Raw genomic sequence first — 16,440 nt, 5'->3', positions numbered from 1 at the left:
CTGGATCCGTTTGTCGGTGTTCGGTGCGACGATGGGTACGTGACCGTCGAACCACTGTCGTCCGTCGATGTCGCGCCTCGTCGCCGCGCCGAGTTGGGCGAGTTCCTCAAGGCGCGTCGCGCACGGCTGCGGCCTCAGGACGTCGGCCTGCCCCCGGGCGGCAGGAGGCGCACCGCCGGCCTGCGTCGCGAGGAGGTCGCGATGCTCGCCGGCGTCGGCGTCACCTGGTACACGTGGTTGGAGCAGGGCCGCTCGATCAACGCCAGCTCGCAGGTACTCGACGCGGTCGCGCGCACGCTCGGCATGGACAACGCCGAGCGCGAGCACCTGTACCGGCTGGCCGAGGCCACCCCGATCCGCATGGACACCACGACCACCGACGTGCCGGCCACCATCCAGGACGCGGTGCGCGCGCTGGACCCGCTGCCGGCCGCCGTGCTCAACAGCCGGCACGACATCCTGTTCTCCAACGACGCGCACCACGATCTGTTCGCCGACTGGCACACCCTGCCCTGCGTGCACAAGAACAAGCTGTGGTGCTGTGTCACCGAGCCGCTGGCCCGCGAGCGCCTGCTCGACTACGACAAAGAGGTCGCCTACCTGGTCGCCAGGCTGCGCGCCGAGTACGGCCGGCACGTCGGCGATCCGGCGTGGGAGGAGGACATCCGCAGGCTGACCGAGCTGAGCGACGAGTTCGCCGCGCTGTGGTCGCGGCACGAGGTCGCCCCGGCGTCGGTGCGTACGCTGCGGTTCTGGCACCCGGAGGCCGGCGAGCTGACGTTCGAGTCCACACCGTTCACGGCCGCCGCCGAGTCGGATCTGCAGATCCAGGTGTACACGCCGGCCGACGACGGCACCGCGAAACGCTTGTCCCGCACCAGAATTCAGGCGCCGGCGTAGGTGCCGAACGTCCAGCTGTTGCCCTCCTGGTCGGCGACCGTGAACCCGTGCGAGCCGTAGTCGGTGTCGGTCAGCTCCTGGACGATCCGCAGCCCGGCGGCCCGGCACCGCTCGTACACGGCGTCCACAGTGGACGGTGCGTCGGTGTTCACGTACACGCTCGAACCACCGGACCGTTGACCCTCGTGCGCACCCGAACTCGCCTTGACCGAGCCGAGCATCACCCCGCCGCCGTCCGGCCAGCGCAACTCGGCGTGCGCGACGAGATCGTTCTCCCCCGGCACGACCAGCGTCTCGGTGAACCCGAACACCTCGGTCAGTGTCGTCAGCGCGGTGCGGGCGTCGTCGTACTGGAGACCGGGCCACACCCGCGGTTTCGTGTCGTTGTTCGTCATGCCACCGAGTCTCGCGGCGGGCGGGTGTCGCCGTATTGGAGATTTGGGAGCTCCTCGCCGATCCACGTGCCCGGCGTACACCCGGCCAGCGCGCGCCACTCGTTGGTCAGGTGCGCCTGGTCGTAGAACCCACTGGTCACCGCGAGTTCGGCGAGATCGGCACCGGGTGTGCGGCGCAACGTCTCGCAGGCCCGCTCGAACCGCAGCACCCGCGCCGCCTGCTTCGGCGTGAGCCCCACCTCGCGGCGAAATCGTTCGGACAGGTGCCGCCGGCTCCAGCCGACCTCACGGGCCAGCGCGTCGACCCGCCCGGTGCCGGCCAGCATCGACCGCCAGGCGTGGCCGACCTCGGGCGGCGGCTCGTGTTCGCCGCGCGCCGCAGTCAGGAGCACGTCGTCCAGGATCGCGAACCTCTCCGCCCAGGTGGGCGCCCCCGCCAACCGTTCGGGCAGTTCTCCCAGCCCGAGATCGGCGAGGTCCACGACCTGACCGGCGAGTTCGTAGGCCGCGACGCCGAGCAGCCGGCGCACGCCGAGCGGGTTCAGGTCCACCTGCACGCCGGTCTGCGCGCGCCCCTGGGCCATCAGCGCCGGCGCGGTGTGCAGGCCGCCGACCAGGCCGTACAGCGCGGCGGGCGATTGGTCCCCCGGCATGTCCACGATCCGCACCGGCTCGTCCAGCGCGACGACCAGCGTCACGTGCCGCGACGGCAGTCCCCTGTGGATCTCGGGAACACCGTCGTGCTGGCGATAGCCGATGTACCGCGCGGCGATCCCGCGCAGCGCCGGGTGCGGGCTGTGCAGGCTCCACCCTGGACTGTCCACAGTGGACGTCTACTTAGGACACGGTGACGACGGGTTCGCCGGACTCGGCCGTCTCGCCCATGTCCTCGGCGATCCGCATGGCCTCTTCGATCAAGGTCTCCACGATCTGCGCCTCGGGCACGGTCTTGATCACCTGGCCCCGGACGAAGATCTGGCCCTTGCCGTTGCCGGACGCCACGCCGAGGTCGGCCTCGCGCGCCTCACCGGGCCCGTTCACCACACAGCCCATGACCGCGACCCGCAGCGGCACCTCCATGCCGGTCAGGCCCGCGGTGACCTCGTCGGCCAGCTTGTACACGTCGACCTGGGCGCGGCCGCAGGACGGGCAGGACACGATCTCCAGCTTGCGCGGCCGCAGGTTCAGCGACTGCAGAATCTGGTTGCCCACCTTGACTTCCTCGACCGGCGGCGCGGACAGCGACACCCGGATCGTGTCGCCGATGCCCTGCCGCAGCAGCGCGCCGAACGCCACCGCCGACTTGATCGTGCCCTGGAACGCCGGGCCCGCCTCGGTCACGCCGAGGTGCAGCGGGTAGTCGCACTGCTCGGCCAGGATCTCGTAGGCGCGCACCATGATCACCGGGTCGTTGTGCTTGACCGAGATCTTGATGTCGTGGAAGTCGTGCTCGGCGAACAGGCTCGCCTCCCACAGCGCCGACTCGGCCAGCGCCTCGGGTGTCGCCTTGCCGTACTTCTTCATCAGCCGAGGGTCCAGCGAACCGGCGTTCACGCCGATGCGGATCGGCGTGCCGTGGTCGCGCGCGGCGGCCGCGATCTCCTTGACCTTGTCGTCGAACTTCCTGATGTTGCCCGGGTTCACCCGCACGGCCGCGCAGCCGGCCTCGATCGCGGCGAACACGTACTTCGGCTGGAAGTGGATGTCGGCGATCACCGGGATCTGCGAGTGCCTCGCGATCTCCGGCAGCGCCTCGGCGTCGTCGGCGCTCGGGCAGGCCACGCGCACGATGTCGCAGCCGGACGCGGTCAGCTCCGCGATCTGCTGCAGCGTGGCGTTCACGTCGGAGGTCAGCGTGGTGGTCATCGACTGCACGGAGATGGGGTGTTCGCTGCCCACACCCACCTTGCCCACCATGAGCTGCCGCGTCTTGCGCCGCTCGGCGAGCACTGGCGGGGGCGTGCTCGGCATCCCCAGCATCACGTCGGTGTTCACGGTTCCAGGCTACTGCCCGATTCGGATGGGGTTGACGATGTCGGCTGTGACGGTCAACAACACGATGCCGGCTCCGATGAAGACGATTACCATCGTTACCCCGGTCAGCTTGGTGTAGTCGACCGGACCACCTGCCGGCTTCCCGCGCAATCGCCTGATCGTGTCACGCACCTTCTCGTACAACGCGATCGCGATATGGCCGCCGTCCAGCGGTAGCAGCGGCAGGATGTTGAACACACCCATGAAGAAGTTGAGGCTGGCCAGCAGCAACAGGAACAGTTCCCACAGGCCGCGCTCCACGGCGTCACCGCCGATGACGCTCGCGCCGACCACGCTGACGGGCGTGTCCTTGTCACGCTCCCCGCCGCCGATGGCCTCGACGACCTTCGGGATCTTCTCCGGGAAGCGCATCAAACCTTCCCACGTTCGGGCGAAAAGGTCGCCGGTGAACGTAGCAGCGCCACCGAGCCCGCTCAGGCCGTTGTAGTGGTACATCTCGGGACCCTGGTCAGGCGTGACGACCCGGACACCGATCGCGCCCGCGTTGTTCACCTTCGCGACGTCGACCGTGAGCGGCACCACCTGGCCACCGCGGCTGACCGTCAGCGGTGTCGGTCCCGACCGCGCGGCGATCTCGGTCTTCACGTCGTCCCACGACTTCGTGGGCTTGCCGTTGACTGAGGTGATCGTGTCGCCCGCCAGCAGACCGGCCGTCTTCGCCGGCGCCGGCGCGCCCTGCGGGCAGCCCTTGTCGGTCTCCCCCACGCACGGTGAGATCTGGGCCACCACCGGCGCGGTGGCCTTGGCGTCGATCGGCTTGATGCCGAGATTCGGCAGCCCGACGCTGATCGCGGCGAAGTACAGGATCACGAACCCGAGCACGAACTGCATGAGGATGCCGGCCGCCATCACGGTGACCCGCTTCCACACCGGATAGCGGTACATGGCCCGCGGCTCTTCGTCCGGTGTGAGCTCGTCCATCGCGGTCATGCCGGCGATGTCGCAGAACCCGCCGAGCGGGATCGCCTTCAGCCCGTACTCGGTCTCACCCCGGCGGAACGACCAGATCTTGGGGCCGAATCCGATGAAGTAGCGCCGGACCTTCATGCCGAACGCCTTGGCGGCCCACATGTGCCCCGCCTCGTGCAGGGCGACCGACAAACAGATGCCGATCGCGAACAGCACGATCCCCAAGATCCACGCGAGCACGAATCAGTCCTTCCACACCCGGTTACGGGTCACGCCGTCACTCCAAGCCGCTCTCGTGCCCGCGCACGCGCCCACTGCTCCGCCGCGAGCACCTCGTCGACGTCGGCCGGCTCGTGGTGCCAGTCGCGCGCGTCGTCGAGGACACGATGCACAGTGTCCACAATGGCCGTGAAGGTGGTGTGTCCTTCCACGAAGGCGTTGACCGCCTCCTCGTTCGACGCGTTGTAGATCGCGGGAAGGCAGCCGCCCTGCTCGCCGGCCTGCCTGGCCAGGCTGACCGACGGGAACACCTCGTTGTCCAGCGGCTCGAACGTCCAGGCCGTCGGCTCGTCGAACACGCACCGGCGGCCCGATCCGGCCACCCGGTCCGGCCACCCGAGCGCCAGCGCGATCGGCAGCTTCATGTCGGGCAGGCTCGCCTGCGCGAGCGTGGAGCCGTCGGTGAAGGTGACCATCGAGTGGATGATCGACTGCGGGTGCACCACCACGTCGATGCGCTCGTAGGGCACGTCGAACAGCAGGTGCGCCTCGATCAGCTCGAGCCCCTTGTTGACCAGGGTCGCCGAGTTGATCGTGATCACCGGGCCCATGCTCCAGGTCGGGTGGGCCATCGCCTGCTCGACCGAGACACCGTCCAGCTCGTGCCGGGCGCGCCCTCGGAACGGCCCGCCGGACGCGGTGATCACCAGCCGGTCGACCTCGTCGGCCCGGCCGCCGCGCAGGCACTGCGCGAGTGCGGAGTGCTCGGAGTCCACCGGCACGATCTGCCCGGGCTTGGCGGCCCGCAGCACCAGCGAGCCGCCGGCGATAAGCGACTCCTTGTTGGCCAGCGCGAGGGTCTGCCCGGTGGCCAGCGCGCGCAGCGTCGGCGCGAGGCCCCGGGAGCCGGTGATGCCGTTCAGCACGACGTCGGCCGGAGTGGAGTCGATCAGCTCGAGCACGGCGTCCTGGCCGGCGTGGATCCTCGGCAGCGGCGCGCCGTTGGCCTTGGCCTCCAGTGCCGCGCGCAGGTCGTCCACGGCGTTCGGATCGGACACCGCGACGGCCGCCGCACCACTCTGGATCGCTTGCGCGGCAAGGGCTTCCGGATCGGAGCCACCGGCGGCGACACCGGCGACGGTGAACAGGTCCGGGTTGGCGGCGATCACGTCGAGCGCCTGGGTTCCGATCGAGCCGGTGGAACCGAGCACGAGGACCGTGCGGGGGTCAGATGAGGTCATCACGGCCATTGTCCCCGACGCCCGGCGCGGCTCGAACGGCGCCATGCGATGATGTCGCCATGGCGCGCTCGAAGGAGAAGAGCCCGGCGTTCGTCGTGGATCCACAGGACGAACCGTCGGCGGAGTGGGGCTGGCACGGCACGTTTCCGCGAGCCACCCGCGTCGCGGGGTGGATCACGGCGATCGTGTGCTTCCTGTTCCTGATCGGCAATCACCGGGGCAACGTCGAGAACCTGTGGCTGATCTTCACCGGTGCCGGTCTGATCGTCCTGTTGATCATCGACCAGGTGCGCCGCAGGACCTCGTGGCGCCGGTAGCTAGCCGGCCTTCTTCTCAATCTTGGGTAGCTTGCCGAGCAGCTGCTTCGCCGCTCGCTGCAGGTCGGCCTCGTCGTGGCCGAAGTCGTACAGGTAGGACCGCAGCGCCGCCACGATGAGAGTCAGCTCGTCGTCAGTGACCTCGATCACATTCGCGCTCATGTCTCCACGGTAGGCCCGACCGGCGCGCCTGACATCACACTTCGGCCGCGATCGTGCCCACCTGGCAGGATCGCCGCGTGACCGATCTGGACCTCGCGGCGGCGGGCGGCACTGACGCCGGTCTCACCGGCAAAGGCAACTACGACGTCGTGCACCTCAGCGTCGACCCGCTGCTCGCGATCGTCGCCGACGGCATGGGCACCGGGGACGGCAGCGCGATGGCCGGCAAGACCGCCGTCGAGACGCTCCTCCAGCACGTCCGCGCCGCCGGTGACCAGGTCGGACCGGCCGAGATCCGGCGGGCACTGGCGGCGGCGCATCAGGAGATCGGCGCGTTCGGCCAGCGCATCGGGGCGCTCGCCGGGTGCACGCTCACCGCGATCATCGAGTCGGCGCACGGGTTCTGGATCGTGCAGCTCGGCGACTCGCGGATCTACCGGCTGCGCGCCGGCACGCTCGAACTGCTCACCGTGGATCACACGATGGCGTGGCTCGGCGCGGTGCACGGCTGGTACCCGTTCGACTCGCCGCAGGCCGCCGCGGCGCGGTACCACCTGCTCCGCTACGTCGGCCATCCCGGCGCGCCCGACCCGGACGTCATGGCGCTCCATCCGCGTCCGGGCGACGTCTACCTGCTGTGCACCGACGGGATCTCCGACCAGGTCGACTACCACCGGATCGCCGGCCTGCTCGGCGCGCGCGAGGAGCCGGCGACCACGGTGGACGGCCTGATCGCCGCCGCGAACGCCGCCGGCGGAATCGACAACGAGACCGCGATCGTGATCACTGTTGCCGGTAGAGTGCGCAGGTGAACCGGCATATTCGCAGTATCGAGGACGTGCTCCGGCTACTCGACGGACTGTTCGCTCCGAACACCGACCGGTGGACCGACGACGGCGGCTCGTCGTGGTGGGACGGGTTCTACGCCGACCGCGCCAAGGACGTGCCGTTCTTCGCGGACAAGCCCGACGAGAGCCTGGTCTCGTGGCTCGAACACGGGCCGCTCGTGCCAGGTCGCGCGCTCGACCTCGGCTGCGGGCCCGGACGCAACGCCGTGCACCTCGCCTCGCACGGCTTCACCGTGGACGCCGTCGACCTGTCCCCCACCGCGATCGAGTGGGCGCGGGAACGGGCCACGACAACAGGCGTGGACGTGCGGTTCCACCGCGGCGACGCATTCACGGCCGAGCTGACCGGGCCGTACGACCTGATCTACGACTCCGGCTGCTTCCACCATCTCCCGCCGCACCGGCGAGTCAGCTATCTCGACCTGCTCGACCGGTGTCTGGCTCCCGGCGGGCACTTCGCCCTGACCTGCTTCGCGGAGGGTTCGATGGGATCGGAGCTGCCGGACGCCGACCTGTACCGGCACGGCGGCCTCGGCGGCGGGCTCGCCTACTCGTCGGAATCGCTGCGGTGGATCTTCTCCACCCTCACCGAGATCACGCTGCGTCGGCTGAACGACGAGCCGTCGGAGTCACCGTGGTTCGGCGAGCCGTTCCTGTGGACGGCGCTGTTCCGCCGCCCATCAACCGCCGGTTGACCGCGACGACCAGCACCGACAGCGCCACCAGACCGGCGGCGGCCCAGGGCAGCCCGGCCGCGCCCCCGTCGAGGATCACACCGCCGAGGAACGCGCCGCCGGCGACCGCGCCGTTCCAGGTGGCGATGGTCATCGACTGCGCCGCGTCCGACGTCGGTCCCGCGACCATGGCCGTCACACCCTGGAACGCCGTCGGCGCGCCGCCGAAGGAGACTCCCCACACGCCCGCGGCGATCAGTGTCGTCGCGGGATCTCCACCGCCGATGCCGAGCAGCGCGATGCCGACCACGGTCCCCGCGCCGCACGTACCGAGCACCGCGCGCGGACGGCGATCGAGCACCGTGCCCACCATCAGCAGGCCGGCGACCGTGCACGCCCCGAAGACGAGCAGGGTCACGCCGAGCATTCCGTCGCGCTGGACATCGGCCAGCACCGGACCGAGATACGTGTAGAAAACGTTGTGCCCCAACGAGAACGCCAGCACGATCAGGAGCACGGGGCGCAGCCCGGGGACGCGGAGCACGGTGTGCGGCCGGGTGCGGGTCGCCCTGGCCTCACCCGGGTACGGCGGCACGGAAACGATCACCCACACCAGCAGCGGCACAGTGATCAACCCCATGATCGCGAAGGCCCAGCGCCAGCCGACCAGTTCGCCGAGCACCGTCCCGGCGGGGACGCCGACCGCGAACCCGACCGGCGTGCCCGCCATCGCGAGCGCGAGCGCCTTGCCCGCCTTTCCCGGCGGCGCCATGCGCATCGCGTACCCGGCGACGAGCGACCACATCACGCCGGTCACCGCGCCCGATCCGATCCGGGCGGCCAGCACGAGCGGGTACCACGAGCTGATCGCGACGACCAGGTTCGTCAGCAGGAATCCCACGACCAGCACCAGCAGCAGGCTCTTGCGCGGCACGCCGAGGGTGAGCGCGGTGAGCGGTATCGCGGTCAGCGCGGTGGTGATCGCGTAGACGGTCACCAGTTGGCCGGTCACCGACGGAGAGACCGCCAGGCTCTCCGACATGCCCAGCAGCAGACCCGCGGGCAACACCTCGGTCAGGCAACCGAGGAACACCGTGGTGGCGAGCGCGAGGAGCGGGGAAACGGGCAGCGTCGTGGTGCGCGGCTCGGCCAGCACGGTGCTCCTTCCGACGATTCTTCTCAGTCTTCACGTCGGTAGAGCGCCGCGGTAATGCCACTTACCCGTGCTGCCGGGTTATCACCGCCGAGCCACCGGTCCCCCGCCAGAAGTAGTGAGTAGTCGGAAATGCGTACGTGCCCTGGTTGACCGTGGCCGCCGGAGAAGGCGAACTTGATTCTGTCTCGATCCCCGCGCCGCCATCGGAGGGCTGTCGCCATGCGGACCCGTCATCGCTTGCGGATGGTTACGGCACTGCTGACGGCGGCCGCGCTGTCGTTCGCGCCCTCATTGGCCTCGGCCACGCCACCGGACCAGCCGGCGAACCCGTGGCAGGCCGACCATTGGCCGCAGCGCCAGCCATGGCAGGAGCAGCGCCCGGCCGTCGCGCACGGCGTGCCCGGTTTCCCGGCGCCGATCGATCCGCAGAAGTGGGTCAACCCGGATCACATGACCTGGCAGGACTACAAGAAGATTCCCGGAACGAACTGGGCGGACCCGGCGGTGCCCGGATCGACGCGCCAGTTTCGCGGCGCGCTCGTGCTGGCCGACTTCTCGGACAAGCCGTTCGTGGTGACCCAGCCACAGAATTCGACGGTATTCGGCAATCCCACGGCGGAGGCGCACGACGTTCCGCGGGACACGGTGGCGCGGTTCTACCAGGATCTGTTGAACAAACCCGGCACGCTCAACCGCGGCCACACCATTCACGAATACTGGATGGAGGACTCGGGCGGGCGCTACGGCGTCAACCTCACCGCGTTCGGGCCGTACAAACTTGCCGGCAAGGCGCACGAATACGGCATGGACTTCCAGGACGCCTGCCCGCCCGGCGACAACTGCAACCGGAATTTCGCCGGTGATGCCCGTTCCGCGTGGATCAAGGACGTCGGAAGCGAGGTCCCCAAGGGGTTCGACTTCGTGTTCTTCGTGTCCGCCGGGCAGGACGAATCGGGTGCCTGGCAGGAGTTCGGGATGATGAAGTTCCCGAAGAAGGAGGACGTCACCGACCCGTTCGGCCCACCGGCGAGCAGCATGCCCAACTGGTCGGGGACCCGGTACGTCGACTGGACGTCGTGGGCGGCGGGCGCCTCGATCTGGCCACACGCGAGCGGTGGCTACTCCGTGCAGACCGAAAGCTCGGGAATGTCCGTCTACGCCCACGAGTTCAGCCACATCCTGGGCATCGGCGACAACTACAACAATCCGTACGGACAACCTCCGCACCGCGCGTTCAGCGGAATCTGGGACATGCTCAGCCGCGGCACGTTCAACGGTCCGGGTGGCCCGCACAGCCGCTGGCCGATCCCGGCGACCGCGGGGGCGACCATGGGCGCACAACACATGTTGCGTAACAAGATGAAGCTCAACATGGTCGGCGACGACGACGTGCTTCGGCTCTCCCGCGGCGACTTGGCGAAATCCGGCGTCGTGGTCACCAATGTGAAGGCGAGGTCCCTGGTTCCCGGCGAGAGTGAATTGTCGGGTATCAACATCCAACTCGACGGCGGCGACCACAGCGGCCCGTGCGATCCGGACACCGACCCGTTGTGCGATTTCGGAAAGTACGACAACTACACCCTCGAAATCGTCGACCGAATGGGCACCGACTCCTTCACGCCGGACTCGGGCGTGCTGCTCGCGAAGACCCGCAACGTGGACCAGGCGCCGTTCATCTGGGTGGTCGACGCCAATCCGCAGGACATCGGCATGACCGACTACGTGCTGCCGGACGGCACGAAGGTGCCGATCACCATCGGCGACTACCGGCAGCTGTCCGACTCGCTGTTCCACGCCGGCACCAATTCCGGCAGCGAGTACGAGTACGTGGACGAGGCCAATCGCCTGCACTTCTACGTGCTCGGCGTCCATCGCGACCAGGAGGGCCTGCTCTCCTACACGGTCGCCATCCGCAACCTGGACGGCGCGGGCGCCCAGCAGCGCGGAGTCGCGGTGAAGCCGACCAGCGCGGCGCCGGACGCCGACGGGCTGGCGACCTGCCAGTTCCCCGTCACCAACACCGGATCGGGCGGCAGTCCCGGCAGCGACTCGGACGTGTACCGGCTCAGCGCGACGGCGGGCGACAGCTGGCAGATCGTCGTCCCCAACGACCTCGCCGTGGCGAAGGCCGGCCACGAGGTGCGGGTCCCGGTGTACGCGCGGGCGAAGACCGGTGACGCGGGACAAGCCGCGACGGTGACACTGACCGCGAAGTCCGAGAGCGACCCGTCCAAGACCCAGACCGCCGACTGCACGATCCAGTCCCGCTAACGGTGCCGTTCCGCCGGCCCCACCCCCATCACTACCTCACGTGAGGTAGTGATGGGGGTGGGCGATGATTGGGCTAGTTCGGCCCGACCCCAGCGGCCGCGTCGTTGGCGTCCGCGCGGGCCAGGGTGGCGTCGAGCACGGCGTACTCGGCCTCCTCGAGCGCGGCCAGCGCGAAGGCGACGGCCATGTCCGCGCTCTGTTCGGCGCGGTCGGCGCGCCGCTGGATGCGGGTGGCGTCGAAGCTGGCCTGCGTGTCGCGGACCTCGGTGCGCACCGTGCGCACCAGGTTTTTCCACTGGGCCTGCATGCCGCTCCACCTGTTGTCGACGTCCTCGAGCATGCGGTCGCCGTCGGCCAGCAACCCATCGGCGCGCCGCTCGGCCTTCTGCCGGGCTTGGTCCACTATGTCGGTCAGCTTGTCCCGAGTCTGCGTCTTTGCCGCGGCAACGGCGTCCTCGGCGGCTTTGGCGCGGTGGGACAGTTCGACCAGTCGATCAGACACTTGCTGCATTGTGCTCGTCCTTTCCCTGATGATCGGGGAACCCGAGCACAACACCGGGCCAGCCGGCCGGCAATTCGGCGCGGCTTGCGGGGCAGGCCCGCGGGCGGTGTGTTCCCCAGGTCAGCAGTGAACGATCGATCATCCGTTCCCCACCAATTCCTACACTGTTGAGTGAAGATCGCGGTGATCGCTTTCGGCCCGGCGTCGATCCTGTTGGAGCGGAACGCTATGCACGATCCAGGCGTGGGACGAGCATTTCTCGTACCAGCAGTTGCAACGCCGCGGCGACGGGGATGGCGATCACGGCGCCCACGACGCCCAGCAGCGCGCCGCCCACGATCACAGCCACCACGGTGGCCAGGGCTGGTACCTGGACCACCCCTCCGATGATCTTGGGGATCAGGAGGTAGTTCTCGACCAGGCGGTAGACAACGAAGAATCCGATGGTGGCCAGGCCCACCGGCAGTGACACGGTTAACGCCGCCAGAGACGCGATGATCCCGGCGGTGATGGTGCCGACCAGCGGAATCATGTCCAATATCGCCACCATGATCGACAGAAGCAGCGCGTAGGGCACACCGAAGATCAGCAGCCAGGCATAGGCGACGACCCCGGCGATGACCGAGATCAGCAGGTTGCCCAACACGTAGCCACCGACTTTGGCGACGATCTCGTCACCGAGCAGGATGGCGCGCGGTCGACGCGACGCCGGCACCATGCGATAGCCCACTGCCCGGATGCGGGGCAGGTCGGCCAGGAAGTACACGGTCAACACCACCAGGAGCACAAAGCTGCTCAGTGCGGTCAACACCGCTTGGCCTGCCCCCAGGAGACCGCCGATCAGGACGGACTCCCGGCCACTCAGCGCCTGCTCGAATCGTTGCTGGAGTTGGATGCGTTCATTGAGTTGGCCCAACAAGGAATTGCGCTCGGTGGCCTGTTCCAGGTAACCAGGTGCTCTGTGCACGAGTTGCGTTGCCTGGTCCACCAGGACCGGGATCGTCGCGGCCACGAAGCCGCCCACCGCTGCCAGCGCGACCAGGAACACCGTGGTGACCGCGACCCATCGGGGAAAGCGGCGAGCGACCAGCCAGGACACCGCCGGTTCCAGACCCACGGCCAGGAACAACGCCAGTCCGACGAGGAGCATGATTCCCCGGACGCCCAGCAGCAGTTGAACCAGCCCGTAGGTCGCGGCGACCCCGGCGGCTGCCGCCATCCCGACCAGGAACGGCGAACGGCGGTCGAACGGCTTGCCCCGCCCGCCGAACGGTTGGTCGGGGGTGCTGAGCTCGGCGGCAGCCGCTTCCGCATCGGCGATCGGGCCCTCGCGCATGGAACCTCCCGGGTGGACTCATACAGCGGAGGTCCGACGTTCCGCTCTGGATTGGTCAGCGGGCGGTGTCGTCGAGTTTGAGGTTGTCGATTTTGGCTCTGAAAGCGGGCAGTTTGCTTGGGCAGTAGGTGTCGATGATCAGTGTGTCGGCGAGGGCGATGTCGCGGTCGGAGATGATGGGCCGTTGGCCAGGGCCGGTGGCTCCGTTGGACATGTCCTGTTGCCATCGGGCTTGTCGCAACGCGCTTTCGGGGTCGGCGCACACGGCTCCGCCGTCGCTGCGGAACATTCGGGTGATGTCGTTCAGATCGACGGGGAAAGGCAGGCGGGCGGCGGTGAAGCGAGCCTGCAGTTCTTTGGCCTTGTCGAGGTCCTGCTGGTCGACCCGGGCCTGGTGGTAGGCGATCGCCGCGATCGCGGTGAGCACCACGAAGGCCGCGGCCAGGATGAGATACATGAGCCGATGGGTGCGGGGGTTGCCGTGCCCATCGGTGGAGTGCTGTGGTGCGCTCGATGTATGTGCGGTCACTGCTCAGCACCGCCCGCGGTGGTCGGCTCGGCCTGCCATTCGGGCCGCCGGAACTTCAGCAACAGAAACGGAACCAGCAGTCCGATCACGCCCATGCCGCCGCCGACAATCGCGAGATAGGCCAGCAGGTTCCCATCGCCGAACTGTGACGGGGGCACGAACCCGATGAACATCGCGGCGGCTGAGGCGGCGAAGCCGACCGTGCACAACGTCTTGAGCGCGGGCGCGGTGAACCCGCGCGGGTGGTCGGGGTAGCGCCGGCGCAGACGCAGCGCCGCTACGAACATCAGCAGGTACACGATGAGGTACACCTGGGTGGTGATCGCCGACAGGATCCAGTAGGCGCTGGACACGTCCGGGATGAGCGCGTACATCAACGCGATCAACGTGGTGACCACGCCCTGGGTCACCAGGATGTTCTGCTGCACACCCGCCTTGTTGAGCCGTTGCAGGAACGGCGGCAGGTAGCCGTTCTCCCGTGAGATCATCAACAGGCCTTTGGATGGCCCGGCCAACCAGGTGAGCATGCCGCCGAGCGCCGCCGCGATCAGCAGGATGCCCAGGATCGGGGTCATGAACCCGATCCCGAAGTGACTGAAGAACCCGTCGAAGGCCTGCATCACGCCCGCGGTCAGGCTCAGGTTCCCCGCCGGGACCACCCAGCTGATCACCAGCGCCGGCACGATGAAGATCACCAGCACCAGCCCGCAGGACACGAACATGGCTCTCGGGAACTCGGTGGCCGGCTTGCGCAGCGAGGAGACGTGCACCGCGTTCATCTCCATGCCGGAGTAGGCCAGGAAGTTGTTGACGATCAACACCAGGCTGGCCAGCCCGGTCCATTGCGGCAGCAGGTGATCGGCGGTCATCGGTGCGGCCGACGCGTTGCCCTGGCCGAGGAAGATCAGTCCCAACACGACGAGCAACGCGCCGGGGATCAGCGTGCCGATGACCAGGCCCGCGCTGGACAACCCGGCAACGGCCTTGGTGCCCCGCGCCGAGATGTAGACGCCCGCCCAGTACAGGATGATGATCACCAGGGCGGTGTAGAGGCCGTTGCCGGCCAGCCTGGGGTCGATGACGTAGGCGAAGGTGCTGGCCACATAAGCGAGCAGGCTCGGATAGTAGAAGATCGTCATCGCGAACTGGCACCACACGGCCAGGAAGCCCAGCGGTTTGGACAGACCTTCGCTGACCCACCGGTACACCCCGCCGGCCCAGCCCGACGCCAGTTCCGCGGACACCAGCGCGGTCGGCAACAGGAAGCAGACAGCCGGGATGACGTAGAAGAACACGCACGTCAGCCCGTAGACGGCCATCGTCGGCGCCGAGCGGAGGCTGGCTACCGAACTCGTGGTCATCAGCGCCAGCGTCACCCAGGTGATCGCGCTGGCCGGCGCGACGATCTTGATCTTCGCGGGCGCCGGCTCGGGTGACCTGGTCTGTGCCTGGGCACCGTCAGCGGCGGTCATCGCGAGCTCCGACCACGCCCAGTCGCGGCGTACTCATTCAGGAACAACGCCTCCGCCAACGCCATGTGCTCGATCTCGACGGGATCGACGCTCTCGTTGGGCGCGTGGATCAGGCAGTGTGGCTCCTCCACTCCGATCAGCGCGATCTCCGCTCTGGGAAACATGGTCGACAGCACGTTGCACAGGGGGATGGAGCCACCCTGGCCGGCGTAGACCATGTCGGTGCCGTACGCCGCCCGCATGGCCGCGCCGAGCGCGGCGTAGGCCGGACCGTCGGTCCTGGCCTGGAACGGCTGCCCCACCGCCTCCGTGTCCACCGAAACCTTGGCGCCCCACGGAGCCGCCGCGTACAGGTGCTCGGTCAGCGCCACCAGCGCCTTGTCGGAGTCGACGCCGGGCGGCACCCGCAGGCTCACCCGGGCCCGCACCGAGGCCGGCACCGCCGCCGCCGAGCCCACCACCGGCGGGCAGTCGATCCCGAGCACGGTCACCGCGGGCCTGGCCCACAACTCATCGGCGATCTCACCGGAGCCCAACAGCGTCACGTCGTCCAGCACTCCGGCGTCGGCCCGGAACCGCGCCGCGGGATAGGCCACCCCCTGCCACCGGCCGCCGGCGTCTAACCCCTTGATGGCGGTGCCACCTTCCGCGTCGCGCAGCGTGTCCAGCAGACGCACCAACGCGGCCAGGGCGTCCGGGGCGGGTCCACCGAACATCCCGGAGTGCATCTCACCGTTCAAGGTCGACACCGAGACCACCACGTTGACCAGCCCGCGCAACGAGGTGGTCGCGGTCGGCAGCCGGGGTGCGAAGTTTCCCGTGTCGCACACCAGGATCGCATCGGCGGCGAACAGTTCCGGCTGCTGTGCTACCAACTCCTCCAGCCCGCCGGTGCCCTGCTCCTCCGATCCCTCGGCGACGAACTTCAGCCCTACCGGGAAATCAGCGGCGCCCAACGCCCGCAACGCGGTCAGGTGCATCACGATATTGCCCTTGCAGTCCGCCGAGCCCCGCCCATACCAGCGGCCGTCCCGCTCGGTCAGCTCGAACGGCGGCGTCCGCCATGCCTGCTCGTCCAACGGTGGCTGCACGTCGTAATGGCAATACAACAACACCGTGGGCGCACCATCCGGTCCCGGCGCGTTGCCGACCACCGCGTCGCTCCCGTCGGATGTGCGCACCGTCCGCATCTCGCCCAGTCCGGCTTCGGTGAATGCGGACACCAGCCACTCGGCCGTGGCGCGACATTCCTGCGGTGGGAACTGCTGCGGGTCAGCCACCGATTGAAACGCAACCAATTGAGCCAGGTCGGACCGTGCCCTGGGCATCAGACCGCGGACGGTGTAATGAAGTTTCGATTCCACCGAGTCTCCACTCCCGACATCACGCGACGGTCCCGAGAGGACGGTCACCCAAAAGCAGGATGCTGGAACAATCTCGCCTACGCATCCCGA

At 68.6% G+C, this 16,440-nt stretch carries 17 protein-coding genes; 5 read left to right on the top strand and 12 right to left on the bottom strand.

Going from position 1 to position 16,440, the window contains the following annotated elements; translation table 11 throughout:
- The first annotated feature begins 39 nt into the window (after positions 1-39).
- The gene (locus EV193_RS22330; protein ID WP_242613576.1) at positions 40-900 is read left to right on the top strand and encodes a helix-turn-helix transcriptional regulator; all 861 of its coding nucleotides are present in this window, start codon (positions 40-42) and stop codon (positions 898-900) included.
- Here the strand turns inward: EV193_RS22330 and EV193_RS22325 are convergent.
- Genes EV193_RS22325 through dxr form a run of 5 tightly spaced genes read right to left on the bottom strand, consistent with a single transcriptional unit; the run spans position 885 to position 5,719 of the window.
- Positions 885-1,295, bottom strand: a complete 411-nt coding sequence (locus EV193_RS22325; protein WP_130346173.1) for a VOC family protein — start codon at positions 1,293-1,295, stop codon at positions 885-887. The genes EV193_RS22330 and EV193_RS22325 overlap by 16 nt on opposite strands.
- Positions 1,292-2,119: an AraC family transcriptional regulator gene (locus tag EV193_RS22320; protein WP_130346172.1), complete on the bottom strand. Its 828-nt coding sequence runs from the start codon at positions 2,117-2,119 to the stop codon at positions 1,292-1,294. Before EV193_RS22320 ends, EV193_RS22325 begins: the two co-directional genes overlap by 4 nt.
- A gap of 13 nt (positions 2,120-2,132) precedes the next feature.
- Entirely contained in the window at positions 2,133-3,266 is a 1,134-nt protein-coding gene (ispG, locus tag EV193_RS22315; protein WP_423202211.1) for a flavodoxin-dependent (E)-4-hydroxy-3-methylbut-2-enyl-diphosphate synthase, read from the bottom strand.
- Positions 3,267-3,299: 33 nt separating this feature from the next.
- Positions 3,300-4,499 (bottom strand): M50 family metallopeptidase, encoded by a 1,200-nt coding sequence (locus EV193_RS22310; RefSeq protein ID WP_130346171.1) that lies wholly within the window; start codon positions 4,497-4,499, stop codon positions 3,300-3,302.
- A gap of 29 nt (positions 4,500-4,528) precedes the next feature.
- Positions 4,529-5,719, bottom strand: coding sequence for a 1-deoxy-D-xylulose-5-phosphate reductoisomerase (dxr, locus tag EV193_RS22305; RefSeq protein WP_130346170.1), 1,191 nt, complete (start codon positions 5,717-5,719; stop codon positions 4,529-4,531).
- Positions 5,720-5,778: 59 nt separating this feature from the next.
- On the opposite strand from dxr, the gene EV193_RS22300 reads away from it, so the two are divergent.
- Positions 5,779-6,036 carry a DUF2631 domain-containing protein gene (locus EV193_RS22300; RefSeq protein WP_130346169.1) on the top strand — a complete coding sequence of 86 codons (258 nt, stop codon included), beginning with the start codon at positions 5,779-5,781 and terminating at the stop codon, positions 6,034-6,036.
- Here the strand turns inward: EV193_RS22300 and EV193_RS33460 are convergent, their stop codons facing one another.
- On the bottom strand, positions 6,037-6,198 hold the full coding sequence (locus tag EV193_RS33460; protein ID WP_165401463.1) for a hypothetical protein: 162 nt from the start codon (positions 6,196-6,198) through the stop codon (positions 6,037-6,039). It lies immediately after the preceding gene.
- A gap of 77 nt (positions 6,199-6,275) precedes the next feature.
- Between EV193_RS33460 and EV193_RS22295 the strand changes: the two genes are divergently transcribed.
- Complete coding sequence (locus tag EV193_RS22295) at positions 6,276-7,010, top strand: PP2C family protein-serine/threonine phosphatase (RefSeq protein WP_242613575.1); 735 nt, start codon at positions 6,276-6,278, stop codon at positions 7,008-7,010.
- Positions 7,007-7,741 (top strand): SAM-dependent methyltransferase, encoded by a 735-nt coding sequence (locus EV193_RS22290; RefSeq protein ID WP_130346167.1) that lies wholly within the window; start codon positions 7,007-7,009, stop codon positions 7,739-7,741. Before EV193_RS22295 ends, EV193_RS22290 begins: the two co-directional genes overlap by 4 nt.
- Here the strand turns inward: EV193_RS22290 and EV193_RS22285 are convergent.
- A complete protein-coding gene (locus EV193_RS22285) occupies positions 7,641-8,876 on the bottom strand; it encodes an MFS transporter (RefSeq protein ID WP_242613574.1) in 1,236 nt (411 codons plus the stop codon). The genes EV193_RS22290 and EV193_RS22285 overlap by 101 nt on opposite strands.
- 243 nt (positions 8,877-9,119) lie before the next feature.
- Between EV193_RS22285 and EV193_RS22280 the strand changes: the two genes are divergently transcribed.
- Positions 9,120-11,147 (top strand): M6 family metalloprotease domain-containing protein, encoded by a 2,028-nt coding sequence (locus EV193_RS22280; RefSeq protein ID WP_165401462.1) that lies wholly within the window; start codon positions 9,120-9,122, stop codon positions 11,145-11,147.
- A gap of 73 nt (positions 11,148-11,220) precedes the next feature.
- On the opposite strand, the gene EV193_RS22275 is transcribed toward EV193_RS22280, so the two are convergent.
- From EV193_RS22275 to EV193_RS22255, 5 genes are all read right to left on the bottom strand, one after another.
- Positions 11,221-11,649 (bottom strand): hypothetical protein, encoded by a 429-nt coding sequence (locus tag EV193_RS22275; protein ID WP_207222754.1) that lies wholly within the window; start codon positions 11,647-11,649, stop codon positions 11,221-11,223.
- 226 nt (positions 11,650-11,875) lie between these two features.
- Positions 11,876-12,985, bottom strand: coding sequence for an AI-2E family transporter (locus EV193_RS22270; RefSeq protein ID WP_130346164.1), 1,110 nt, complete (start codon positions 12,983-12,985; stop codon positions 11,876-11,878).
- A gap of 55 nt (positions 12,986-13,040) precedes the next feature.
- Complete coding sequence (locus EV193_RS22265; protein WP_130346163.1) at positions 13,041-13,442, bottom strand: hypothetical protein; 402 nt, start codon at positions 13,440-13,442, stop codon at positions 13,041-13,043.
- Between the two features lie 68 nt (positions 13,443-13,510).
- Positions 13,511-14,986 (bottom strand): glutamate/gamma-aminobutyrate antiporter GadC, encoded by a 1,476-nt coding sequence (gadC, locus tag EV193_RS22260; RefSeq protein ID WP_130346162.1) that lies wholly within the window; start codon positions 14,984-14,986, stop codon positions 13,511-13,513.
- Entirely contained in the window at positions 14,983-16,350 is a 1,368-nt protein-coding gene (locus EV193_RS22255) for a dipeptidase (protein ID WP_130346161.1), read from the bottom strand. The genes gadC and EV193_RS22255 overlap by 4 nt, the downstream gene beginning before the upstream one ends.
- Positions 16,351-16,440: the final 90 nt, after the last annotated feature.

Origin of the sequence: Herbihabitans rhizosphaerae (assembly GCF_004216555.1) — a bacterium.
In the GTDB taxonomy this organism is placed as follows: Bacteria; Actinomycetota; Actinomycetes; order Mycobacteriales; family Pseudonocardiaceae; genus Herbihabitans; species Herbihabitans rhizosphaerae.
The sequence above is the reverse complement of the archived record's forward strand: the minus strand, read 5'-3'. Positions and strand labels throughout refer to the sequence as shown.